At 71.0% G+C, this 21,322-nt stretch carries 23 protein-coding genes, 4 tRNA genes and 1 pseudogene; 7 read left to right on the top strand and 21 right to left on the bottom strand.

Annotated features, from left to right (window positions below):
• Positions 1 to 19 precede the first annotated feature (19 nt).
• The 9 genes from rplL to R4Z63_RS19035 all read right to left on the bottom strand — a co-directional run bounded on the left by rplL (position 20) and on the right by R4Z63_RS19035 (position 6,211).
• A complete protein-coding gene (gene rplL / locus R4Z63_RS19075; protein WP_384451560.1) occupies positions 20 to 403 on the bottom strand; it encodes a 50S ribosomal protein L7/L12 in 384 nt (127 codons plus the stop codon).
• A gap of 111 nt (positions 404 to 514) precedes the next feature.
• Positions 515 to 1,045 carry a 50S ribosomal protein L10 gene (gene rplJ, locus R4Z63_RS19070; RefSeq protein WP_030026650.1) on the bottom strand — a complete coding sequence of 177 codons (531 nt, stop codon included), beginning with the start codon at positions 1,043 to 1,045 and terminating at the stop codon, positions 515 to 517.
• Positions 1,046 to 1,290: 245 nt separating this feature from the next.
• Positions 1,291 to 2,181, bottom strand: coding sequence for an SCO4651 family lipoprotein (locus R4Z63_RS19065; protein WP_384451563.1), 891 nt, complete (start codon positions 2,179 to 2,181; stop codon positions 1,291 to 1,293).
• 86 nt (positions 2,182 to 2,267) lie between these two features.
• Positions 2,268 to 3,131, bottom strand: coding sequence for an SCO4651 family lipoprotein (locus tag R4Z63_RS19060; protein ID WP_384451566.1), 864 nt, complete (start codon positions 3,129 to 3,131; stop codon positions 2,268 to 2,270).
• A gap of 222 nt (positions 3,132 to 3,353) precedes the next feature.
• Positions 3,354 to 4,082 (bottom strand): 50S ribosomal protein L1, encoded by a 729-nt coding sequence (rplA, locus tag R4Z63_RS19055; RefSeq protein WP_030773774.1) that lies wholly within the window; start codon positions 4,080 to 4,082, stop codon positions 3,354 to 3,356.
• 89 nt (positions 4,083 to 4,171) lie between these two features.
• A complete protein-coding gene (gene rplK / locus R4Z63_RS19050; RefSeq protein ID WP_030773771.1) occupies positions 4,172 to 4,606 on the bottom strand; it encodes a 50S ribosomal protein L11 in 435 nt (144 codons plus the stop codon).
• Positions 4,607 to 4,790: 184 nt separating this feature from the next.
• Complete coding sequence (gene nusG / locus R4Z63_RS19045; protein WP_384451571.1) at positions 4,791 to 5,669, bottom strand: transcription termination/antitermination protein NusG; 879 nt, start codon at positions 5,667 to 5,669, stop codon at positions 4,791 to 4,793.
• An 82-nt stretch (positions 5,670 to 5,751) separates the two neighbouring features.
• Complete coding sequence (gene secE, locus R4Z63_RS19040; RefSeq protein ID WP_037918901.1) at positions 5,752 to 6,033, bottom strand: preprotein translocase subunit SecE; 282 nt, start codon at positions 6,031 to 6,033, stop codon at positions 5,752 to 5,754.
• Positions 6,034 to 6,138: 105 nt separating this feature from the next.
• A tRNA-Trp gene (locus tag R4Z63_RS19035) sits at positions 6,139 to 6,211 on the bottom strand.
• Positions 6,212 to 6,415: 204 nt separating this feature from the next.
• Here R4Z63_RS19035 and R4Z63_RS19030 point away from each other — a divergent pair.
• The gene (locus R4Z63_RS19030) at positions 6,416 to 7,642 is read left to right on the top strand and encodes a pyridoxal phosphate-dependent aminotransferase (RefSeq protein WP_037918900.1); all 1,227 of its coding nucleotides are present in this window, start codon (positions 6,416 to 6,418) and stop codon (positions 7,640 to 7,642) included.
• Between the two features lie 221 nt (positions 7,643 to 7,863).
• Entirely contained in the window at positions 7,864 to 8,883 is a 1,020-nt protein-coding gene (locus tag R4Z63_RS19025) for an adenosine deaminase (RefSeq protein WP_037918899.1), read from the top strand.
• Here R4Z63_RS19025 and R4Z63_RS19020 read toward each other — a convergent pair.
• The 10 genes from R4Z63_RS19020 to R4Z63_RS18975 all read right to left on the bottom strand — a co-directional run bounded on the left by R4Z63_RS19020 (position 8,873) and on the right by R4Z63_RS18975 (position 14,685).
• Positions 8,873 to 9,244 (bottom strand): hypothetical protein, encoded by a 372-nt coding sequence (locus R4Z63_RS19020; protein WP_236647542.1) that lies wholly within the window; start codon positions 9,242 to 9,244, stop codon positions 8,873 to 8,875. The two genes, R4Z63_RS19025 and R4Z63_RS19020, sit on opposite strands and share 11 nt — an antisense overlap.
• A gap of 61 nt (positions 9,245 to 9,305) precedes the next feature.
• Positions 9,306 to 10,445: a UDP-N-acetylmuramate dehydrogenase gene (locus R4Z63_RS19015; RefSeq protein ID WP_384451622.1), complete on the bottom strand. Its 1,140-nt coding sequence runs from the start codon at positions 10,443 to 10,445 to the stop codon at positions 9,306 to 9,308.
• Positions 10,442 to 10,840, bottom strand: a complete 399-nt coding sequence (locus R4Z63_RS19010) for a DUF3291 domain-containing protein (RefSeq protein WP_384451576.1) — start codon at positions 10,838 to 10,840, stop codon at positions 10,442 to 10,444. Before R4Z63_RS19010 ends, R4Z63_RS19015 begins: the two co-directional genes overlap by 4 nt.
• A gap of 80 nt (positions 10,841 to 10,920) precedes the next feature.
• Positions 10,921 to 12,399: a DHA2 family efflux MFS transporter permease subunit gene (locus R4Z63_RS19005; protein WP_384451579.1), complete on the bottom strand. Its 1,479-nt coding sequence runs from the start codon at positions 12,397 to 12,399 to the stop codon at positions 10,921 to 10,923.
• Positions 12,400 to 12,478: 79 nt separating this feature from the next.
• Positions 12,479 to 13,048 (bottom strand): TetR/AcrR family transcriptional regulator, encoded by a 570-nt coding sequence (locus R4Z63_RS19000; RefSeq protein WP_106967542.1) that lies wholly within the window; start codon positions 13,046 to 13,048, stop codon positions 12,479 to 12,481.
• Positions 13,049 to 13,220: 172 nt separating this feature from the next.
• Positions 13,221 to 13,649 (bottom strand): MaoC family dehydratase, encoded by a 429-nt coding sequence (locus R4Z63_RS18995; protein WP_037918894.1) that lies wholly within the window; start codon positions 13,647 to 13,649, stop codon positions 13,221 to 13,223.
• A gap of 1 nt (position 13,650) precedes the next feature.
• Positions 13,651 to 14,103, bottom strand: coding sequence for a MaoC family dehydratase N-terminal domain-containing protein (locus R4Z63_RS18990; protein WP_037918893.1), 453 nt, complete (start codon positions 14,101 to 14,103; stop codon positions 13,651 to 13,653).
• A gap of 135 nt (positions 14,104 to 14,238) precedes the next feature.
• Positions 14,239 to 14,403 carry a 50S ribosomal protein L33 gene (gene rpmG, locus R4Z63_RS18985; protein WP_007265873.1) on the bottom strand — a complete coding sequence of 55 codons (165 nt, stop codon included), beginning with the start codon at positions 14,401 to 14,403 and terminating at the stop codon, positions 14,239 to 14,241.
• 88 nt (positions 14,404 to 14,491) lie between these two features.
• Positions 14,492 to 14,564: transfer RNA gene (locus tag R4Z63_RS18980), tRNA-Met, on the bottom strand.
• Positions 14,565 to 14,612: 48 nt separating this feature from the next.
• Positions 14,613 to 14,685 (bottom strand) — tRNA-Thr (locus tag R4Z63_RS18975).
• 361 nt (positions 14,686 to 15,046) lie between these two features.
• On the opposite strand from R4Z63_RS18975, the gene R4Z63_RS18970 reads away from it, so the two are divergent.
• A complete protein-coding gene (locus R4Z63_RS18970) occupies positions 15,047 to 16,321 on the top strand; it encodes an amidohydrolase family protein (protein ID WP_384451584.1) in 1,275 nt (424 codons plus the stop codon).
• A 48-nt stretch (positions 16,322 to 16,369) separates the two neighbouring features.
• Positions 16,370 to 17,026 carry an SDR family oxidoreductase gene (locus tag R4Z63_RS18965; protein ID WP_037918891.1) on the top strand — a complete coding sequence of 219 codons (657 nt, stop codon included), beginning with the start codon at positions 16,370 to 16,372 and terminating at the stop codon, positions 17,024 to 17,026.
• A gap of 49 nt (positions 17,027 to 17,075) precedes the next feature.
• Here R4Z63_RS18965 and R4Z63_RS18960 read toward each other — a convergent pair whose 3' ends face one another.
• Both R4Z63_RS18960 and R4Z63_RS18955 read right to left on the bottom strand, forming a co-directional pair.
• Entirely contained in the window at positions 17,076 to 17,486 is a 411-nt protein-coding gene (locus R4Z63_RS18960; protein ID WP_052030267.1) for a DUF3574 domain-containing protein, read from the bottom strand.
• 149 nt (positions 17,487 to 17,635) lie between these two features.
• Positions 17,636 to 17,717: transfer RNA gene (locus R4Z63_RS18955), tRNA-Tyr, on the bottom strand.
• 199 nt (positions 17,718 to 17,916) lie between these two features.
• Here R4Z63_RS18955 and R4Z63_RS18950 point away from each other — a divergent pair.
• The 3 genes and pseudogenes from R4Z63_RS18950 (at position 17,917) to R4Z63_RS18940 (ending at position 21,291) form a co-directional block, all read left to right on the top strand.
• On the top strand, positions 17,917 to 18,405 hold the full coding sequence (locus R4Z63_RS18950; RefSeq protein ID WP_030030284.1) for a YajQ family cyclic di-GMP-binding protein: 489 nt from the start codon (positions 17,917 to 17,919) through the stop codon (positions 18,403 to 18,405).
• 203 nt (positions 18,406 to 18,608) lie between these two features.
• Positions 18,609 to 20,036 carry a SulP family inorganic anion transporter gene (locus R4Z63_RS18945; RefSeq protein ID WP_384451589.1) on the top strand — a complete coding sequence of 476 codons (1,428 nt, stop codon included), beginning with the start codon at positions 18,609 to 18,611 and terminating at the stop codon, positions 20,034 to 20,036.
• A gap of 18 nt (positions 20,037 to 20,054) precedes the next feature.
• Positions 20,055 to 21,291 (top strand): annotated as a pseudogene (locus R4Z63_RS18940) (APC family permease).
• Positions 21,292 to 21,322: the final 31 nt, after the last annotated feature.

Below are 21,322 nucleotides of genomic sequence, written 5' to 3'. Positions count from 1 at the left end.
TCAGGCGGCCTCGGAGGTGTTACTTGACCTCGACGGAGGCACCGGCACCCTTGAGGGCCTCGGCGGCCTTGTCAGCGGCCTCCTTGTTGACCTTCTCGAGGACGGGCTTCGGCGCACCGTCGACGAGGTCCTTGGCCTCCTTCAGACCCAGGGAGGTCAGCTCGCGCACGACCTTGATGACCTGGATCTTCTTGTCGCCGGCGCCGGCGAGGATGACGTCGAACTCGTCCTTCTCCTCGGCAACCTCGGCGGCCGGGCCACCCTGGGCCGGACCGGCAACGGCGACGGCCGCGGCGGCGGTGACGTCGAACTTCTCCTCGAAGGCCTTCACGAACTCGGAGAGCTCGATGAGGGTCATCTCCTCGAACTGGGCGAGGAGGTCGTCCTGAGAGAGCTTCGCCATGATGGGCGATCCTTCCACTAATTCGGCAGGTGCCGATGTGTCTATAGAGGCGGGCGTAACGGCCCGCTACGACCCGCGCACTAGGCGGCGCGGATCAATGCGCGAGCCGAATTACTCGGCACCGCCCTGCTCGGCGAGCTTGACGCGAAGCGCTTCCGCGGTGCGGACGAACTTCGACGGCAGCGCCTGGAAGAGCGAGGCAGCCTGGGACTGCTTGCCCTTGAACGCGCCGGCCAGCTTGCTGAGCAGAACCTCGCGGGACTCGAGGTCCGCAAGCTTCTTGATGTCGTCGGCGGAGAGAGCCTTACCGTCAAGGACACCGGCCTTGATGATGAGGTTCGGGTTCTCCTTGGCGAAGTCACGCAGAGCCTTCGCCGACTCCACCGGGTCACCGGTGATGAAGGCGACCGCGGTCGGACCAGCGAAGTGCTCGTCCAGCGCGGTGATCCCGGCCTGGTTGGCCGCGATCTTGGTCAGCGTGTTCTTCACCACGGCGTACTGGGCGTTCTCACCGAGGGAGCGACGCAGCGTCTTGAGCTGCGCGACGGTGAGACCCCGGTACTCGGTCAGCACGGCGGCGTTGGAGCTCTGGAACGCGTCCGTGAGCTCGGCCACCGATGCAGCCTTGTTGGGCGTCGGCATGGTGCGTTCGCCTCCTTCCGGGTGATGAGGACCGCTCAGAAGGGGCTGACATACAAAACGCCCCGGCGCAGGCGCCAGGGCGTAGCTCGACCGGAACGAGTCCGGGAGCATTCCACAGTCACCTGCGCGGGTCGTCCGCAGTAAGCGGATCCTTCGGCCACCGCGCCCTGTCGGGCACAGCAACGACCAGCGGTCTTTGGCTTCCGGGGAAGACTACGTGACGGGTTCCGGTCGAGGCAAATCGGTCAGCGGCGCAGCCCGGGCAACCCGGCGTCCCGCAGCGTCTTGTCGGCTTCCTCCAGGTCCTTGTCGGCCTGTTCGAGGCTCTTGTCGACCTGTTCCAGGTCGGCGTCGACGCCCTTCATCACGGCGTCGAAGGTGATCACATCGTCGGCCGGCGGGGGCTGCACGGCGGGGCCCTTGCCGAAGTCGGAGAACTTCGCCGTGGTCTTCGACGTGCCCTTGGCGTCCGTGCTGGAGCTGTCGACGCGGATCGGGAAGCCGTCCTTGCCGATCCACAGGTCGACCTCGAAGGAGGTGATGTGCCGTACGGACTCGTGGAGGTACCGGCGGTTCTCCTCCTCCATGGCCTTGGTGGAGTCGTCCGCCTGGATCAGGTCCGCGTTGGTGAGGCTGCCCCGGTAGTGCTGGGCCTCGACGCCGTCGGTCTGCTCGGTCCCGACGTGGGTGAGCTTCTCCTGGCCGAGCAGCAGGGCGAGGTACTCGGCCGGGTCCTCGTTCAGCCGGACGCCCGACTTGCCGCCCTTGGCCAGATCCATCTGCATCCAGTTCTTGCCCTTGACGGGCTTGTCCATCCGGGTGTAGACGGTGTCGCCCATCATGATCGAACGGTTGTCGGCCTCGTCGCCCCCGCCCTTGAGGACCACGTCGTGGCTGGACGGGTACCAACCCTTCCTGCCGGACTGGGCACTGGTCTTGCCGTCCCGGTCGACGGTGGACAGCTCCGCCCAGGCGACCTTGGCGGCCACCGTCTTCAGATAGGACGCCTTCACGGCCGCCACGGGGTCGTGCGCCTCGGCGCCGGCCCCCTCCCCGCCACAGGCCGTGAGGCCGCTCACGAGCAGCGCGGCAGCCGCGATTCCCACGCCGGCCCGGGTCCGGACAGCGCTGTTCATCTGGTTCTCCCCCATGAATGGTCGATGCGCGCCGCGCCGCCGCGGTGGAGCGGCGGCGCGGCGGTACTGCGGTGGTGCGGCGGCGATCAGGCGGAGCCCGCGGGGTCGCCCTTCATCATCTCGGCCAGGTCCACGACCTGCTCGGCCGGCGGCGCGGTGACCTCGACGGGCATGTTGACGTCCAGGAACTTCATGGTGACGTCCATCGGGCCGGAGGTGCCGGCACCCCGGGTGCGGACCTGCTTCATCTGATCGTTCTCGTCGATCCAGAGGTCCATGGTCAGGGTCTTGATGCCCTGGGCCTCCAGTGCCGCGAGGTTCTTCTCCTGGCGCTCCTTCGCCTCCGGCGCGGAGGTGGCGCTGTGGGCCCGCAGCTCGTCGACGGAGACGGTCCCGCTCAGGTGCGTCGTCTTCTGGCCGTCGATGGTCTCGTCGCCGACCTTCTTGAGGTCCTTGGCGGCGCTCAGGCTGTCGGCCGAGTCGGCCGGGTTCTGGCCCTGCTGGGCGGAACCGAGCGAGTCCAGCTGCTTGGCCTGGTCGGGAGCGAGGGTCTTGAGGTCGAACTTCAGCCACTTGCCCTCGGTGCCCATGTACATGGCGCCGTCGAGGAGCCGGATCTGCACCTTCTCCCCCGGCTTCGTGGGCGAGTCCATCGTCATCGACATGGCGACGGTCGGCTTGATGCGCATGGCACCCTCGCCGGCGATCTTCTGGCCCGCCGCCTCGCCCGACATGGAGTACCGAAGCGAAGTGATCTCCTCGGACTTCTTCTTCGCCTTCTCCAGGTAGGCGGCCGGCGTCACCTCCGCCGGCTGCTCCGAGGGCTTGGCCGGTGCCGATGCCCCCGTGTCCTTCTTCGCGTCGTCCCCGTTCTCGCAGGCCGTCGCACCTCCCGCGAGCAGGAGGGCGGCCAGGAGGGCCGCGGCGGTCTTCGTGCGGTACGCGTTCATCAGTTCCCCACCCCGTGGTGATCGTGCGGCGCGTGGTCTCCGGCGTTTCGCCTGCGGCGCCGCTCGTACGACTGTACGACCCGGCAGCGGCAGCCCGCGCACAGGGCTCGCACAGCCCTGGCACAGGATGCGAACCGGGAAACGGAAAACGGGCCCCTCGCCGCCCGTGAAGGGGGCGAGGGGCCCGTTCAGCCGCTCGGTGAGCCGTGGGGCTCAGCGCGATCAGACCGCGGCCGGGTCTTCCTCGACGAGGAGGTTCCGGGTGCGGTTCGGGTCCAGCTGGATGCCGGGGCCCATGGTGGTGCTCAGGGCGGCCTTCTTCAGGTAGCGGCCCTTGGCGGCGGACGGCTTCAGACGAAGGATCTCGTCCAGGGCCGCGCCGTAGTTCTCGACGAGCTGCTCGTCGGAGAAGGAGACCTTGCCGATGATGAAGTGCAGGTTCGAGTGCTTGTCGACGCGGAACTCGATCTTGCCACCCTTGATCTCGGTGACAGCCTTCGCGACGTCCATCGTGACGGTGCCGGTCTTCGGGTTCGGCATGAGGCCACGGGGACCGAGCACGCGGCCGAGGCGGCCGACCTTGCCCATGAGGTCCGGGGTGGACACGACGGCGTCGAACTCGTTCAGGCGGTTGCCCTTGGCGATCTCGTTGATCAGCTCGTCGTCGCCGACGATGTCGGCGCCGGCGGCTTCCGCGGCCGCTGCACGGTCACCGGTCGCGAAGACCAGGACCCGGGCGGTCTTACCGGTGCCGTGCGGGAGGTTCACGGTGCCGCGGACCATCTGGTCGGCCTTGCGCGGGTCGACACCCAGGCGGAAGGCGACCTCGACGGTGCTGTCGAACTTGGTCGAGGAGATCTCCTTGGCGAGACGGACGGCCTCGAGCGGGGCGTACTGCTTCTCCCGGTCGATCTTGGCGTCCGCAGCGCGGAGAGTCTTGCTGCGCTTCACTTCTGCTCCTGTATTTCGGATTCAGGCATGGAGTCGTGGTGCGGACCAGCGCTTGGTCCTACCACTGGTGGTGCTGGGGGGTGGCTGGATCAGCCCTCGACCGTGACGCCCATCGAGCGCGCGGTGCCGGAAATGATCTTCACGGCGGCGTCGATGTCGTTGGCGTTCAGGTCGGGCATCTTCAGCTCGGCGATCTCGCGGACCTGGGCGGCCGTGAGCTTGGCGACCTTGGTCTTGTGGGGCTCGCCGGAGCCCTTCTCGATGCCCGCGTGCTTCAGGATGAGGCGCGCCGCCGGCGGAGTCTTGGTGATGAAGGTGAAGGTGCGGTCCTCGTAGACCGTGATCTCCACCGGCACGACCATGCCACGCTGCGACTCGGTCGCGGCGTTGTAGGCCTTGCAGAACTCCATGATGTTGACGCCGTGCTGACCGAGCGCGGGGCCGACCGGCGGAGCCGGGTTGGCCGCACCGGCCTTGATCTGGAGCTTGATAAGCCCCGTGACCTTCTTCTTCTTGGGAGGCATTGCTCTCTCCGGGTCCTAGTGAGAGTTTTCAGCCGCCGATCCGGTCATCCGGATGGAGGCATACCGCACCACGATAACGGGTATCGGTGCGGGGCTAAAAACCGAGCAGGTCAGACCGCCCTCTGGGGGCGGTCTGACCTGTCCGGAAGCTGTGGCTCAGAAGCCGTGGTCCACGCGGGGTGGATCAGTTCTTCTGGATCTGGTCGAAGCTGAGCTCGACCGGGGTCTCGCGGCCGAAGATCTCGACGAGGCCCTTGACCTTCTTCGAGTCGGGGTTGATCTCGTTGATGGTCGCCTGCAGCGTGGCGAACGGACCGTCGGTGACGGTGACCGAGTCGCCGACCTCGAAGTCCAGGACCTCGATGGTGCGCTTGACGGCGGGCGCGGGCAGGCCGGCCTCTTCCGCGGCGGCCTTGGCGGCCTTCTCCTGCGCCTCCGGGGCGAGCATCTTGACGATCTCGTCCAGGGTCAGCGGGTACGGGTCGTAGGCGTTGCCGACGAAGCCGGTGACACCAGGCGTGTTGCGGACGACGCCCCAGGACTCGTTCGTCAGATCCATGCGGACGAGGACGTAGCCGGGCAGCTTGTTCTGCCGGACGTTCTTGCGCTCGCCGTTCTTGATCTGGACGATCTCTTCCTCGGGCACCTCGGCCTGGTAGATGAACTCCTCGACGTTCAGCGAGACGGCGCGCTGCTCCAGGTTGGCCTTCACGCGCTTCTCGTAGCCGGCGTAGGTGTGGATCACGTACCACTCACCGGGCAGGACGCGCAGCTCGTCGCGCAGGGCCTGGATCGGGTCGACCGGCTCGGCGGGCTCGGCCTCGACGGCCTCCTCCGCGGTCTCGGCGTCACCGGCGGCCTCTTCGGCCTCGGTGTCGGCCTCGGCCTCGTCCGCCTCGTCGCCGGAGACGTGCAGCGCGGCCTCCTCGGCGGCGTCACCCGCCTCGACGTCGGCGAGCTCGGCCTCGTCGGGGTCCACAGCGTCTGCCGCCTCGACGATGTCGAGCTCGTCCTCGACGGACTCGACGGAGTCGTGGCTCGCGTTCAGGTTCGGGTCAGACACGGTGGCTGCTTCTTCCTGGAAAAAAGGTGGTGGAACATGCGAAAAGGGGCGGCACCCATCAAGGCGCCGCCCTCCGCGGGGATCAGCCGAAGACGAACTTGATGGCTTCCTGGAACCCATAGTCAATCACGGTCACCAGACCGATCATGATGACCACGAAGACAATCACCACGGTGGTGTACGTCGTGAGCTGGTTGCGAGTGGGCCAGACAACCTTGCGGAGTTCCGCGACAATCTGGCGGTAGAAAAGCGCGAGACGGCCCAGAGGACCCTTCTTGCCGCGCTTGCCGCCCTTGCGGGCCTTCTTCTCGCGCGCCTCGTCCTCGGCGTCAGGCATGTCGATGGAGCCCAGGGCGTCCGTCACGTCTCTCACCTGAATCCGGGTCGTGGCCGTACCGCGCCCGGTTGCGCCGCACGGCGTTGCATCTAAGTACGTACCTGCGCACACACGTCCGAGAGGAGTGTGGAGCAGGGCCGGAGGGACTCGAACCCCCAACCGCTGGTTTTGGAGACCAGTGCTCTACCAATTGAGCTACGACCCTTTGCGTCCCCCAACCTACCGCATCCGGGCGAGTGCACGGAGTGCTCACGCTTTGCAGCGGCTGGCGAGGTCCAACGACAGGTGAGTGTACGTGAACCGGGCCGTGACGTCGAACAGCACCCGGCCTGACATGCTCCGGGCCGCCTCCCGTCCGTTCACTGAAACGGTGTGCGGCGCTTCTGCGCGGTCTGGGACGATTGCCGGTATGACCTCTGCAACGCCTTCCTCCGAGCGCCGGGTGTCCGCCCGTATCGGCGCCATTTCCGAGTCCGCCACCCTCGCCGTGGACGCCAAGGCCAAGGCCCTCAAGGCCGCCGGACGCCCGGTGATCGGCTTCGGCGCGGGCGAGCCCGACTTCCCGACCCCGGACTACATCGTCGAGGCCGCGGTCGAGGCCTGCCGCAACCCCAAGTACCACCGCTACACGCCGGCCGGCGGTCTGCCCGAGCTGAAGGCCGCCATCGCCGCCAAGACGCTGCGCGACTCCGGCTACGAGGTCGAGGCGTCGCAGGTCCTGGTGACCAACGGCGGCAAGCAGGCGATCTACGAGGCCTTCGCGGCCGTCCTGGACCCGGGTGACGAGGTCATCGTCCCGGCTCCCTACTGGACCACCTACCCGGAGTCGATCCGTCTCGCCGGCGGTGTCCCGGTCGAGGTCGTCGCCGACGAGACCACCGGCTACCGGGTCTCCGTCGAGCAGCTGGAGGCCGCGCGCACCGAGCGCACCAAGGTCGTCCTGTTCGTCTCCCCGTCGAACCCGACCGGTTCGGTGTACAGCGAGGCCGACGCGAAGGCGATCGGCGAATGGGCCGCCGAGCACGGCCTGTGGGTGCTGACGGACGAGATCTACGAGCACCTGGTCTACGGCGACGCGAAGTTCACCTCGCTGCCCGTCCTGGTCCCGGCCCTGCGCGACAAGTGCATCGTCGTCAACGGTGTCGCCAAGACCTACGCGATGACCGGCTGGCGCGTGGGCTGGGTCATCGCCCCGCAGGACGTCATCAAGGCGGCGACGAACCTGCAGTCGCACGCCACCTCCAACGTCTCCAACGTGGCCCAGGTCGCCGCGCTGGCCGCCGTCTCGGGCAACCTGGACGCGGTCGCCGAGATGCGCAAGGCCTTCGACCGCCGCCGCCAGACGATGGTCAGGATGCTCAACGAGATCGACGGCGTCTTCTGCCCGACCCCGGAGGGCGCGTTCTACGCGTACCCGTCGGTCAAGGAGCTCCTCGGCAAGGAGATCCGCGGCAAGCGCCCGCAGACCTCCGTCGAGCTGGCCGCCCTGATCCTGGACGAGGCCGAGGTCGCGGTCGTTCCCGGTGAGGCCTTCGGCACCCCGGGCTACCTGCGCCTCTCGTACGCCCTGGGCGACGAGGACCTGGTCGAGGGCGTGTCCCGCATCCAGAAGCTCCTGGCCGAGGCCAAGGCCTAGGCCCGGGCCTGCCCCGTCCCGCAACCCGCCCGGGCGGCGGCACCCCTCGGGGTGCCGCCGCCCGGGCGTTCCCCGCTCCGTCACACCGCATCCGGCGCCAGCGGCATTCGAGGCGCCGGGCCCCGGCAGCGGTGCCGCACCTCGCCGCTCCTGCGTTCGGGCAAGCCCCCGAAAGGGAAAACCCCCTCCCGCGGAGCGCGGCGGTACGGCAGGATCACCAGATGGAGCACGCACGCGATCTCACGCTTCTACCGAAGGCCCACCTCCACCTGCATTTCACCGGGTCGATGCGACCATCGACCCTGCTGGAACTCGCCGACAAGTACGGGGTGCGCCTTCCGGACGCCCTGACCGGCGGGGAGCCGCCCAGGCTCCGCGCCACCGATGAGCGCGGCTGGTTCCGCTTCCAGCGGCTGTACGACGCCGCCCGCTCCTGCCTGCGCGAGCCCGACGACATCCGGCGGCTGGTCCGCGAGGCCGCCGAGGAGGATGTGCGGGACGGCAGCGGCTGGCTGGAGATCCAGGTGGATCCCACCTCCTACGCCCCGATGCTCGGCGGGATGATCCCGGCCGTCGAGATCATCCTCGACGCCGTCGACGCGGCCTCCCGCGAGACCGGGCTGGGGATGCGGGTGCTCATCGCCGCGAACCGCATGAAGCACCCCCTCGACGCGCGCACCCTGGCCCGGCTCGCCGTGCGCTACGCCGACCGCGGCGTCGTGGGGTTCGGCCTGTCCAACGACGAGCGCCGCGGCATGGCCCGGGACTTCGACCGCGCCTTCGCCATCGCCCGCGACGGCGGGCTCCTCGCGGCCCCGCACGGCGGCGAGCTCACCGGCCCGTCCTCGGTCCGCGACTGCCTCGACGACCTGTACGCCGCCCGCATCGGGCACGGCGTGCGGGCCGCGGAGGACCCCCGGCTGCTGCAGCGGCTCGCCGACCGGCAGATCACCTGCGAGGTCTGTCCGGCTTCCAATGTGGCCCTGGGCGTGTACGAGCGGCCCGAGGACGTCCCGCTGCGCACGCTGTTCGAGGCCGGTGTACCGATGGCGCTGGGCGCGGACGACCCACTGCTGTTCGGGTCCCGGCTCGCGGCGCAGTACGAGATCGCCCGCCGCCACCACGGCTTCACGGACGCGGAGCTCGCCGAGCTGGCCCGTCAGTCGGTGCGCGGGAGCGCCGCGCCGGACGACGTGCAGGCGAAGCTGCTGGCGGGGATCGACCACTGGCTCACCGGGTGAGCCGCAGGTCCCCCTCGTGGCAGTCGGCACGCACCCGGCGGCCGTCGGGGAAGCCGATCTCCAGGTGGGTGCGGCCCTGCTCGGGCAGCGCGAACTCGGCGACCGAGGAGACGATCTCGCCCAGGTGCCGCAGGAAGGGGTGGTCGCCGAGGTCCTCTCCGACCTCGATGCGGCCCCATTCGCCCATGTCGTACGGCGCGTGGGGCGAGCCGGACTCGACGATGAGGCACTGGTCGGAGCCGGTGGTGATCCGGATGGAGTCGCCGACGCTGTCGATCAGCCAGACGTCGAGCGGGGACTCGGAGCGTTCGCCGTCGCTGACGTGCCAGGACGCGACGACCCTGCTGAGCGTGCGACCCACGAGCCGAGTGGGGTCCGTACCGGCCCCGTGACGGGGACAGAGCATGGGCGGCCGGGACTCCTCAGATGCTGACGCCGACCGTCACCGGCTCGTTGACGAGGGTGACGCCGAAGGCCGCTTGGACGCCCGCGACGACCTCGCGGGCCAGGGTGAGGAGGTCCTCGGTGGTGGCCTCGCCGCGGTTGGTGAGGGCGAGGGTGTGCTTGGTGGAGATGCGTGCCGGGCCGGTGCCGTAGCCCTTGGTGAAGCCGGCCCTGTCGATCAGCCAGGCCGCGCTGGTCTTCGTACGGCCCTCGCCGGCGGGGTAGGCGGGCGGTGCGGTGTCGGGGCCGAGGCGGTCCTGGACGCGGGCCAGGAAGGCGGCGTAGGCCTCGTCGGTCAGGATCGGGTTGTGGAAGAAGGAGCCGGCCGACCACGTGTCGTGGTCGGCGGGGTCGAGGACCATGCCCTTGCCCGCGCGCAGCCGCAGCACGGTCTCGCGGGCGGTGGCGGCGGGGACCCGGTCGCCGGCCCCGACGCCGAGGGCGCGGGCGGTCTCGGGGTACTTGATCGGCGCCGAGAGCCCGCCGGCGTCCTCCAGGGCGAAGCGCACGCGCAGGACGACGTAGCGGTCGGGCTGGTCCTTGAAGGTGCTGTTGCGGTACCGGAAGGCGCACTCGGCGGCGGTCAGGGTGACCGTTTCGCCGGTGGTGCGGTCGTAGGCGACGACCTCGGTGATGGTGTCGCAGACCTCCTGGCCGTACGCCCCGACGTTCTGGATCGGAGTGGCACCGGCCGAGCCGGGGATGCCGGCGAGGCACTCGATGCCGGCGAGGCCGGCTTCGACGGTGCGGGCGACGGCGTCGCTCCAGTTCTCGCCGGCGGCGAGCTCCAGGTGGGTGCCGTCCAGGTGGAATCCGGTGGTCGCGATGCGCAGGGCGGTGCCGTCGAAGCCCCGGTCGCCGATGACGAGGTTGCTGCCGCCACCGATGACCAGAAGGGGGGTGCCGCTCTCGTCCGCCGCACGGACGGTGGCGATCACCTCGGCGTCGGTGGTTGCGGTGACCAGGCGGGCGGCGGGACCACCGAGACGGAAGGTGGTCAGCGGGGCGAGGGGGGCGTCGTGGAGTTCCTGCACGGGGACAAGAGTACGGTCCGTGCCCCTCGCATCCTTGCGGGGCCACGGACCGCACTCGCTCCTCTCCCCTACCGCCCGGGTCAGCGGCCCGCCGTCCGCTCTGCGAGGCTCCGCTCGGCCTCGGGCCAGCCCAGGGGCAGCTCGGTGGCGGGGACGGTCCAGTGGGTGAAGACGGATTCCCGCATGTACGCGCTGGCTGCGCGGGCACTGGAGCGGTGGGGCTCGCTGCGGGCGAACCGGTACAGCGCGTCGCGGTCCTCCCACGCGGAGAGGGTGAGGAAGGTGCGGCGCAGGACGCGCGCCCGCAGGGCGGCGCCGTGGGCGCCGGGGGCCCTGCGCATCTGGCGGATGATGCCGGGGGACTTCAGGAGGAACCTGACGGCCCCGAGGAGGGTGGTGGTCTCGAAGCGGGAGGCCATGACGTGGACCTCGGCGCCGGGGGCGGCGGGCGTGGGTGTGGACCAGGGGATGTCGGGCATGGGGTGCTCTCCTTCCGTGGTGCGGCTGTGTGGGAGCCGCGAGGGCCTGATCGGGCGGGCGGGTGCCGTGGCCGCGCGGATCACCCGGCGGCGGGGACCTGGTCCGCGGCTCCGGCCGGGGCGGCCGCGGGTACGGCGCCGGGCAGGGGGGCGGGCGCGTTCTCGGCCCTGCGGGGCACCAGGAGGGCCAGCGCGGCGGCGAGCGCGACGGCCGCGGCGCCGATCCACAGGGCGGGGACGGTGCCGTCGGTGAACGCCTGCGGGGACGCGTAGCCGCCCCGGGCGGAGAAGACCGAGGCCAGGACGGCCACGCCGAGGGCTCCGCCGACCTCGCGCAGGGCGTTGTTGGTGCCGGAGGCCTTGCCCTGGTCGGCGGGGCGCACGGTGGACATCAGGACGTTGGCCGCGGGGGCGAAGTAGAGGGCCATGCCGATCCCGCTGAGGATCAGCGGCGGCAGCTGCGCGGCGTACGAGACGTCCGTGCTCAGGACCGCGGCGAACCAGCCGAGGCCGAGTGCCTGGAAGGCCAGGCCGGCGGCGACCACGGGGCGGCCGCCGATGCGGTCGGAGAGGATCCCGGCCAGCGGGGCCACGATCATCGGCATCCCGGTCCAGGGGAGCATGCGCAGGCCGGCTTCGGTGGGCGAGTACCCCGCGACGCCCTGAAGGAACTGGCTGAGCAGGAAGATCGAGCCGAACATGCCGAGGAACATCAGCAGGCTGGCCAGGTTGATCCCCAGGAAGCCGCGGTCGCGGAAGAGCCGCATGGGGAGGACCGGGTCGGCGTTGGTGAAGCCGTGGCGGACGAAGGCGGCGACGAGTGCGGCTCCGACGATCAGGCCGGCGAGCACGGGGGTGCTGGTCCAGCCCTCGGAGTTGGCGTTGACCAGGCCGTAGACGATGCCGAAGAGGCCGCCGCTGACGAGCAGGGTGCCGGGGACGTCGAGGCGGGCTCCCGGGACGGTGGACTCGGCGAGGCGCAGGCGGGCGAGCGGGATCAGGGCCAGGCCTATGGGCACGTTGAGCCAGAAGATCCACTGCCAGGAGATGTGCTCGGTGAGACTGCCGCCGATGAGGGGGCCGCTGGCGACGGCGAGGCCGGTGACGGCGCCGTAGATGCCGAGGGCCATGCCGCGCCGGGCCGCCGGGACGGCGGCGGTCAGCAGGGTGAGGGTGAGCGGCATCATGACGGCGGCTCCCACGCCCTGCACGGCGCGGGCGGCGATGAGCGCGTCGATCCCGGGCGAGAGGGCGGCCGCCGCGGAGGCGCCGGTGAAGACGGCGAGGCCGGCGATGAACAGCCGCCGGCGGCCGAAGCGATCGCCGAGGGCGGCGCCGAACATGAGGAGGACGGCGAAGGTGAGCGTGTAGGCGTTCACCGTCCACTCCAGGTCCTCCAGCCGGCCGCCGAGGTCCGCACGGATGGCGGGCAGGGCGGTGGTCACCACCAGGTTGTCGAGTGCGGCCATGAAGCTGGCCACGCCGGTGAGGACGAGGGCCCAGACGGCGGGCCCGCGCAGTCTGGTGTCGGTGTCCTTGTCGGTGCCGGGTGCGTGCATGATTCCCCCTACAAGTTGTTAGTTATCACTGACTAACTTTCTGGCCCATGCGGATGCGCGCACGGATCGCGCACTTCCTTCACCCCTCCGGACGGCCGGCGACCCGGGTCTCGGGATAGAACCCCTGCCAGACCCTGTGCTCGGGCGGGAACCCCATGGCGGCCAAGGTGTTGATCAGCATTCCGTAGGCCATGAAGGTCGTCGTCTCCCCCGCGTCCGCACCCAGCGACAGATGGACGGTGTCCCAGAGCTCCGTCCAGCCGGCACGGACCAGCTCGCCGAGCTCGCGGTCCCCGGCCGCCTCGGCGGCGGCGACGGCCACGTACATCTGCAGCTGCATCTGCAGCTTGTCGGGATCCTCGACGATCAACCGGGTGTATGCGTTCGCCATGGCCTGCTGGGCCTCTTCGCCGTGCAGCCCTTCGACGGCTGCGGCGAAGACGTCGCACGTCTCCCTCAGGCAGCGCTGGGACGCGGCCAGGAAGATCGCCTGCTTACTGGGGAAGAGTCGGAAGAGGTACGGCTGCGAGACGCCCACCCGCTTGGCGATCGCCTCGGTGGAGGTCCCGTGGTACCCACCCCGGGCGAACTCGTGCATCGCCGCACGGATGACGCTCTCACGCCGCTCGTCTGCACTCATCCTTGCCATGCCATGAAGTTAGTGCTCAATCACTAACTTCGTCAAGGGGCGCCGCGGGCCGCTCGGGCAGAAGGGTGCCGGGACGGAGCGGGGCGCCGAGGAGGCGGCCCCGCCCCCTCGGACACCCGGGCACCGAGCCCCTCAGGCCCTCAGGCCCTCAGGCCCTCAGGCCCTCAGGCCCTCAGGCGAGTGCAACCACCGCGCGGGACATGCCGAGGACCTTCTGGCCGGCGCTCATGGCCGTCAGGTCGACTCGTACGCGGTTGTCGTCCAGCTTCGCCGCGACCTTGGCGGTGACCTCGATCAGGCCGCCCTGCTCGTCGTTGGGGACCACGACGGGCTTGGTGAAGCGCACGCCGTACTCCACCACCGCGCCCGGGTCACCCGCCCAGTCGGTGACCACGCGGATGGCCTCGGCCATGGTGAACATGCCGTGCGCGATCACGTCCGGCAGTCCGACCTCCTTGGCGAACTTCTCGTTCCAGTGGATCGGGTTGAAGTCGCCCGAGGCGCCGGCGTACTGCACGAGCGTGGCACGCGTCACGGGGAAGGACGCGGCGGGCAGCTCGGTGCCGACCTCGACGTCGGCGTACTTGATCTGCGCTGCCATGTCAGGCCTCCTCGGGGGCGCGGGAGACGAGCTTCGTCCACGCCGTCACCACGTGCTCGCCGGTCTCGTCGTGGACCTCGCCGCGGATGTCGATGATGTCGTTGCCCGCGAGCGACTTCACGGCCTCGATGGTGGAAGTCACCGACAGCCGGTCACCGGCACGCACAGGGCGGGAGTAGGCGAACTTCTGGTCGCCGTGCACGACGCGGCTGTAGTCCAGCCCCAGCTGCGGGTCCTCGACGACCTGGCCGGCCGCCTTGAACGTGATGGCGAACACGAAAGTGGGCGGCGCGATCACATCGGAGTGGCCGTAGGCCTTGGCCGCTTCGGGGTCGGTGTAGACGGGATTGGCATCGCCCACCGCGACCGCGAATTCGCGGATCTTCTCCCGGCCGACCTCGTACGGATCGGTGGGCGGGTAGCTCCGCCCCACGAAGGACTGGTCGAGAGCCATGACTCACTACCTCCTGTTGAAGGGACACGAAACACACAGGGACAAAGACAGGAACGGGCACGGAAACGACAGGAGGCCGCCCCCAATGAAGGGGACGACCTCATGACGGTGCCTGTATTCGAGACTTCGCCTGGGTCAGCGGGTCTCGCGGTGCGCGGTGTGCGAGTTGCAGCGCGGGCAGTGCTTCTTCATCTCCATGCGGTCCGGGTTGTTACGCCGGTTCTTCTTGGTGATGTAGTTCCGCTCCTTGCACTCCACGCAGGCCAGCGTGATCTTCGGGCGGACGTCGGTGGCAGCCACGTGAGTGCTCCTTGACGGACTATGGGACGGATGAACGCATAAAAGAGTAGCCGATCGGGAGACCGACCCCGCAATCGGCTACTGTGGGTAGCGGCGACCGGACTTGAACCGGTGACACAGCGATTATGAGCCGCTTGCTCTACCGACTGAGCTACGCCGCTTTGATGTGATCAGCTCCCCACCCGAGGGTGGGGAACCTCTCTCACCAGAGCCCCAATGCGGAATCGAACCGCAGACCTTCTCCTTACCATGGAGACGCTCTACCGACTGAGCTATTGGGGCGAGCGATGAAGACATTACACGGTTGCCCGCCGATCGCCCAAATCCTTTGCGGGAACTGGGCCCCGAGGGGGTTCTGAAGCCTCTCCCGGTCAACTCGCCGGCCACTCCCGCCCCACTTCCCCCGCAGTTTGTGCGCGGGCTCACACCGGGCGCTCACTCTTCGCGGCCGGCGCGGGTGCGCGGGCGCCCTGGCGCGGAGGAGCGCAAGCGCGCCGGCGCGGAGGCACCACACCGGTACGACTATTGCGCTCCTGCGCGAAGCGGAGCATGCCGCGCCCTAGGCTCGGAGCACGCTGCGTGATCTTGGGCCGAGGGCCGCGGCCACGGCCCCAGGGACCGCCCGAGCCACCGCAGGAGCGCGATGTCCGACAGCCAGCCGCAGCAGCCGTCCCCCTCCCCCCGCGGCGGCAACGGCAACGGCAGCGCGGCTGCCGCCGAGGCCACCACCCTGCTCCTCGCCGGGGCCCGCCTCACGGACGGCCGCACCGTCGACGTCCGCCTCGGCGGCGGCCGGATCCAGGCCGTCGGGACCACCGGCAGCCTGTCCTCCCCCGCGCTGTCCCGGGTGGACCTCAGCGGATACCTGCTGCTCCCCGCCCCCGCCGAGCCGCACGCCCACGGCGACACGGCGCTGACCGCCGACGGAGACGGCCCCGTCTCGTACGCCCCCGACGAGGTGCAGCGCCGCGCCACCGAAGCGGCGCTGCTCCAGCTCGGCCACGGCGCGACCGCCCTGCGCTCGCACGTGCGGATCGGCGGCGTGCACGGTCTCGGCCCCCTGGAAGCCGTGCTCCAGGCCCGGCGCTCACTGCGCGGGCTCGCCGACCTGACCGCGGTCGCCGTACCCCGGCTGCTGACCGGGGCGGCCGGAGCCGACGGGCTCGCCATGCTGCGGGACGCGGTCAAGATGGGCGCCGCGGTGATCGGCGGCTGCCCGGACCTGGACCCGGACCCCACGGGCTTCCTCGAAGCCGTGCTGGGGCTCGCCGACGAGCACGGCTGCCCCGTGGACCTGCACACGGACGGTGACGACCCGGCCCGCCTCTCCCGCCTCGCGGCGATGGCGGGCGGGCTGCGCCCCGGGGTGACCATCGGCCCCCTGGGCGGCCTCTCCCGGCTCCCGCTGGACACGGCGGCCCGCGCCGCGGACCAGCTCGCGGCGGCCGGCGTACGGGTGACCTGCCTGCCCCAGGGCGACTGCGCGGCGCTGGAGCGCCGCGGCCTGCGCACCGCCCCCGTACGACTGCTGCGGGCCGCCGGAGTGCCCGTCGCCGCCGGCAGCGGGGCGCTGCGGGACAGCGGCAACCCGGTCGGCCGCGGCGACCCGCTGGAGGCCGCTTACCTCCTTGCCTCCCAGGGCGGGCTCCGCCCCGGCGAGGCCTACGAATCCGTCAGCGCCCGCGCCCGCGAGGCCATGGGCCTGCCGGAGGTGCGGGTGGAGGCCGGCTTCCCGGCGGAGCTGCTCGCCGTACGGGGCGACCGGATCTCGGGCGTGCTGTCCCTCGCGTACAGCCGGATCGTGATCCACCGCGGGCGGGTGGTGGCCCGGACGAGCGCGGTAAGGGAGTACTGCGACTCCGCCGTCGCGGTGGCCCTGGACCTGCCCCGGCAGGGCCGCACGGAGGCCGGGCCCTGAGGGGTGTCTTCCCGGGCGGGGGCGCCCGGCTCGTCGTACCGTCGGGACATGCGCATCGTCATCGCGGGTGGACACGGTCGGATCGCGCTGCGGCTGGAGCGCCTGCTCGCCGCGCGCGGGTACGAGGTCGCGGGCATCATCCGCGACCTCGAACAGGGTGACGACCTCAGGGAAGCGGGCGCCGAACCGGTGCTCTGCGATCTGGAGTCGGCCACGGTGGAGCACGTGGCGGGGATCCTGCAGGGTGCGGACGTGGCGGTGTTCGCGGCGGGCGCCGGCCCCGGCAGCGGCGCCGGGCGCAAGGACACCGTGGACCGGGGTGCGGCGGTGCTGTTCGCCGATGCGGCCGAACGGGCCCGCGTCCGCCGGTTCCTGATGGTCTCTTCGATGGGCGCGGACGCCCACCACGAGGGCGACGAGGTCTTCGACGTCTACTTGCGGGCGAAGGGCGAGGCCGACGACCACGTACGGACCCGGCTGGGCCTGGAGTGGACGGTCCTGCGCCCCGGATCACTGCTCGACGACGCCGGACAGGGGCAGGTGCGCCTGGAGGCGCGGACGGGCCGGGGGACGGTGCCGCGCGACGACGTGGCGGCGGTCCTGGCCGAGCTGGTGGAGACGCCCGCGACGGCGGGCCTGACCCTGGAGCTGATCTCCGGCTCGACCCCGGTCCAGGTCGCCGTGAAGGGCGTGGCGGGCAACTGACGACCCGGCGGAAGGGCGGGCACCCGGCGCCGGCCCTCCCGCCCGCGGCTCAGAACTGCGCTTGCAGCGTGTCGTCGGAGCGCCCGACGGAGTCCTGCTGGTAGCGGCGCTCGTACGTGTCACGGATCCGCTCGATGCGCACGCTGCGCTCGTCGGCCTCCTTCTCCGGGTACAGCAGGACCACTTCGTAGGAGGTCTCCCGGACGATCCTGTCGTCCCCGCCGCGCCACTGGCCGTACCCGTCGTGGAGGGTCAGCCCCTCGGGAAAGGCGGGGGTGATCTCCCGGTCCAGGAACCGCATGAACTCCCGCTCCGCAACCGGGTCCCGGCCGTCGGCCCGTGCCGTGCCGAAGTACAGCCGGGTCTCCCGGTAGGGCTCCCCCACGTCCGTGTGCAGGGCGGCTCCCACCAGAGCCGGAATCCCCGCGCCGAGCAGGGCCACGAGTACCCCGCCGCCCACCTTCCCCCGCGTGTCAGATGTCCATTTCACCCCCGGTGAACGACCGGGAGCCGCCGACGATGCGGCCGGGCGCCCCCACGGCGCTGCCAGGAATGCGAAAGAACCCCCGTCCACTGCGTTTTCGCAGATGAACGAGGGTTCCACTCGCGTGGCGGCGCCAGGATTCGAACCTGGGTAGGCTAAGCCGACGGATTTACAGTCCGCTCCCATTGGCCACTCGGGCACACCGCCATGGGATGTCGCCTTCAAGACCGCTTTCCGCGGTTCTCCCTGGCAACGACGTAAACGATACCTGATGACCGGGGGTGCTTCGCCACCGGATTGATCAGCACCGCGGGCGGGCGCGGTGGCTAGGCTTTGCCGAGCGGTCCGGGGATGTCCGGCCGCGCCCTCCGGGGCGATCGCAATCGACTTCAAGGAGCCACAGCACATGGCCGACTCCAGTTTCGACATCGTCTCGAAGGTCGAGCGGCAGGAGGTCGACAACGCCCTCAACCAGGCCGCCAAGGAGCTCTCGCAGCGCTACGACTTCAAGGGCACCGGCGCCACCATCGCCTGGTCCGGCGAGAAGATCCTGATGGAGGCGAACTCCGAGGAGCGCGTCAAGGCCGTCCTCGACGTCTTCGAGACCAAGCTGGTCAAGCGCGGCATCTCGCTCAAGGCGCTCGACGCCGGTGAGCCGCAGCTGTCCGGCAAGGAATACAAGATCTTCGCCACGATCGAGGAGGGCATCTCCCAGGAGAACGCCAAGAAGGTCGCGAAGATCATCCGTGACGAGGGTCCGAAGGGCGTCAAGGCCCAGGTCCAGGGCGACGAGCTGCGCGTCAGCTCCAAGAGCCGTGACGACCTCCAGGCCGTCCAGGCCCTCCTCAAGGGCAAGGACCTGGACTTCGCGATCCAGTTCGTGAACTACCGCTGACCCGAGGTCCGCGACCTGTCACCACGCCGGCCCGGCGGTCCTCACCGACCGCCGGGCCGCGGTGATTGCGGGGTGCGTGGGGTGCGTGTGCCGGGCGCGTGCGGCGCGCGCGCTGCCGCGGGCTTCCGTGGGCACTTGGGCGGCGGGGAGTGCGCCCAGCACCGTGGGTGGTATCACATCACCGCGTGGCAGGGGGTTCTCGCATGCCTGGGGCCGGCACGTTTCGCGAAGACTTCGGGGCGTCCGTCGTCGTCGCACTGGTCGCCATCCCCCTGTGCGTCGGGGTGGCGGTCGCCTCCGGGGTGCAGGCCGAGCTGGGGATCGTCACCGGCGTCGTCGGAGGGTTGGTCACCGGCTGGTTCCGCGGGAGCTCCCTGCAGGTGAGCGGGCCAGCGGCCGGGCTCACCGTACTCGTCTACGAGGCGCTGCAAACGTACGGCACGGCCGCCCTCGGGGTGCTGGTGCTGGCCGCCGGCGTGCTCCAGCTGGGCATGGGGGCGCTGCGGCTCGGCCGGTGGTTCCGGGCGATCTCCGTGGCCGTGGTGCACGGGATGCTGGCCGGCATCGGGCTCGTGCTGATCGCCGGGCAGCTGTACGCCCTGGGTGACGCGGAGGCTCCCGGGCAGACCCTGGCGAAGCTGGGCGGTGTGCACGGGCTCGCGGCGCGGGCCGACTGGGCCGCTGCGCTGCTGGGGGTCGTGACCATCGCCGTCATGGTCGTGTGGCGCCGGGCGCCCGCCCGCCTGCGGGTGCTGCCGGGCGCGCTGGTCGGGGTGGCGGTCGCCGCCGCGGCGGCGGCCCTGCTGCGGCTGCCCGTCGAGATGGTGCGCGTGACAGGGGTGCTGGAGGCCGTGTCCCCGCCCGCCTGGGGCGAGTTCGGGGTACTGGCGTCCTTCGGCGCGGCCGGGACGGTGGTCGCGCTGGCACTGATCGCTTCCGCCGAGACGCTCTTCAGTGCCGCCGCCGTGGACCGGATGCACGACGGTCCCCGGACGGAGTACGACCGGGAGCTGATCGCCCAGGGCGTGGGCAACAGTGTCTGCGGGCTGCTCGGGGCGCTGCCGATGACCGCCGTGATCGTCCGCAGCGCCGCCAATGTGGAGGCCGGAGCGCGCACCCGGGCGTCCCGGGTGATGCACGGCGGCTGGCTGCTGCTCTTCGCCGTGGCCTTCCCCCAGGTACTGGAGAGTGTGCCGCTGGCCGCTCTGGCCGGAGTGCTCCTGTACGCGGGGTGGAAGCTGCTGCCGGTCAGGTCGGTGGCCGCGCTGTGGCGCACGCACCGGGGCGAGGCGGTGGTGCTGGTCGCCACGGCCGGCGCGATCGTGGTCACCAACCTGTTCGAGGGGGTGCTGTTCGGGCTGGGCCTAGCCATCGCCAAGGCGGCCTGGGAGACCTCCCATGTGCACGTCGAGGAGGTGTGGGAGGGCGAGGAGCTGTGCGTGCGGGTCATCGGGAACGCGAGCTTCCTGCGGCTGCCCAAACTGCTCGACGCCCTGGACGCGCTGCCGCACGGGCAGCCGGTGCGGCTGGACCTGAGCGGGCTGCGCCATCTCGACCACGCCTGCCTGACCGCCCTGGAGGGCTGGGAGCGCACCCGGACGCCGCTCCCCGGCCGAGAGGGCGTCACCTAGCCCGGCTACCCTCCGCGCGTGGAGAACGAGCTGAAACGCACCCTGGGGGTTTCCGACGCGGTCGTCGTCGGGCTCGGAGCGATGGTCGGCGCCGGCGTCTTCGCGGCCTTCGCCCCGGCCGCGCGGGCCGCGGGCGGGGCGCTCCTCGCCGCCCTCGCGGTGGCAGCCGTGGTGGCCTACTGCAACGCGCTCTCCTCAGCGCGGCTGGCCGCCCGCTACCCGGCCTCCGGCGGCACCTACGTGTACGGGCGGGAGCGGCTCGGACCCTTCTGGGGCTGGCTGGCCGGCTGGGGCTTCGTGATCGGCAAGACCGCGTCCTGCGCGGCGATGGCACTGACGGTCGGTGCGTACGTGTGGCCCGGGCACGAGCACGCCGTGGCCGTGGCTGCGGTGGTGGCGATCACCGCCGCGAGCTACGGCGGGGTCCAGAAGTCCGCCCGGATCGCCCGGCTGATCGTGGCGGCGGTCCTGGCGGTGCTGGCCGGGGTGGTGGTGGTGTGCCTGTCCTCGGAAGTGGCACGGCCGGAGCGGCTCGCCGGGGCCCAGTGGTCCCTCTTCGGTCTGTTGCAGGGCGCCGGCCTGCTGTTCTTCGCATTCGCGGGCTACGCGCGGATCACCACCCTGGGCGAGGAGGTGCGCGAGCCGGAACGCACGGTCCCGCGGGCGGTGCCGATCGCGCTGGGCATCGCGCTGCTGGTGTACGGGGCGGTTGGGGTGGCGGTGCTGTCGGTGCTCGGCGTCGAGGGGCTGGCCGGGTCGCCGGCCCCGCTGGCGGACGCGGTCCGGGCGGCGGGGTGCGCCGGGACTGGCGCCGGTCGTCCGGGCGGGTGCGGCCCTGGCCGCGCTGGGCTCGCTCCTGGCTCTCGTGCTCGGGGTGTCGCGGACGGTGCTGGCGATGGCCCGGGACGGCCGCCTGCCGCGTGCGCTGGCCGCCGTGCATCCCCGGCACCGGCTGCCGCACCATGCCGAGCTCGCGGTGGGCGTGGTCGTGGCGGTGCTCGCGGCCACCGCCGACCTGCGGGGCGCGATCGGTTTCTCCTCCTTCGGAGTGCTCGCCTACTACGCGATCGCGAACGCTTCCGCCTGGACTCTCGATTCAGGTGTCAAGGGGCGGGCCGTGGCGGCGGTCGGACTGTCCGGCTGTGTGGTGCTGGCGTGTGCGCTGCCCCTCGCGTCGGCGGTCGCGGGGGCCGCGGTGCTGGCTCTGGGTGCGCTGGCCTACCGAGTGCCGGGCTCGTTCAGGGCCGGGGGCTGAACTCCGCCCGGGGCGCGGGTTCCAGGTCCGG

The sequence above is a fragment of the Streptomyces sp. PL-29 genome, from assembly GCF_058344425.1.
The sequence above is the reverse complement of the archived record's forward strand: the minus strand, read 5'-3'. Positions and strand labels throughout refer to the sequence as shown.

What these genes read in the sequence shown, in the direction of transcription:
- rplL (WP_384451560.1), bottom strand. Translation starts at nt 403, where the DNA reads ATGGCGAAGCTCTCTCAGGACGACCTCCTCGCCCAGTTCGAGGAGATG.
- rplJ (WP_030026650.1), bottom strand. Translation starts at nt 1,045, where the DNA reads ATGCCGACGCCCAACAAGGCTGCATCGGTGGCCGAGCTCACGGACGCG.
- R4Z63_RS19065 (WP_384451563.1), bottom strand. Translation starts at nt 2,181, where the DNA reads ATGAACAGCGCTGTCCGGACCCGGGCCGGCGTGGGAATCGCGGCTGCC.
- R4Z63_RS19060 (WP_384451566.1), bottom strand. Translation starts at nt 3,131, where the DNA reads ATGAACGCGTACCGCACGAAGACCGCCGCGGCCCTCCTGGCCGCCCTC.
- rplK (WP_030773771.1), bottom strand. Translation starts at nt 4,606, where the DNA reads ATGCCTCCCAAGAAGAAGAAGGTCACGGGGCTTATCAAGCTCCAGATC.
- R4Z63_RS19030 (WP_037918900.1), top strand. Translation starts at nt 6,416, where the DNA reads ATGACCTCTGCAACGCCTTCCTCCGAGCGCCGGGTGTCCGCCCGTATC.
- R4Z63_RS19025 (WP_037918899.1), top strand. Translation starts at nt 7,864, where the DNA reads ATGGAGCACGCACGCGATCTCACGCTTCTACCGAAGGCCCACCTCCAC.
- R4Z63_RS19010 (WP_384451576.1), bottom strand. Translation starts at nt 10,840, where the DNA reads ATGCCCGACATCCCCTGGTCCACACCCACGCCCGCCGCCCCCGGCGCC.
- R4Z63_RS19005 (WP_384451579.1), bottom strand. Translation starts at nt 12,399, where the DNA reads ATGCACGCACCCGGCACCGACAAGGACACCGACACCAGACTGCGCGGG.
- R4Z63_RS19000 (WP_106967542.1), bottom strand. Translation starts at nt 13,048, where the DNA reads ATGGCAAGGATGAGTGCAGACGAGCGGCGTGAGAGCGTCATCCGTGCG.
- R4Z63_RS18995 (WP_037918894.1), bottom strand. Translation starts at nt 13,649, where the DNA reads ATGGCAGCGCAGATCAAGTACGCCGACGTCGAGGTCGGCACCGAGCTG.
- R4Z63_RS18990 (WP_037918893.1), bottom strand. Translation starts at nt 14,103, where the DNA reads ATGGCTCTCGACCAGTCCTTCGTGGGGCGGAGCTACCCGCCCACCGAT.
- R4Z63_RS18970 (WP_384451584.1), top strand. Translation starts at nt 15,047, where the DNA reads ATGTCCGACAGCCAGCCGCAGCAGCCGTCCCCCTCCCCCCGCGGCGGC.
- R4Z63_RS18965 (WP_037918891.1), top strand. Translation starts at nt 16,370, where the DNA reads ATGCGCATCGTCATCGCGGGTGGACACGGTCGGATCGCGCTGCGGCTG.
- R4Z63_RS18950 (WP_030030284.1), top strand. Translation starts at nt 17,917, where the DNA reads ATGGCCGACTCCAGTTTCGACATCGTCTCGAAGGTCGAGCGGCAGGAG.
- R4Z63_RS18945 (WP_384451589.1), top strand. Translation starts at nt 18,609, where the DNA reads ATGCCTGGGGCCGGCACGTTTCGCGAAGACTTCGGGGCGTCCGTCGTC.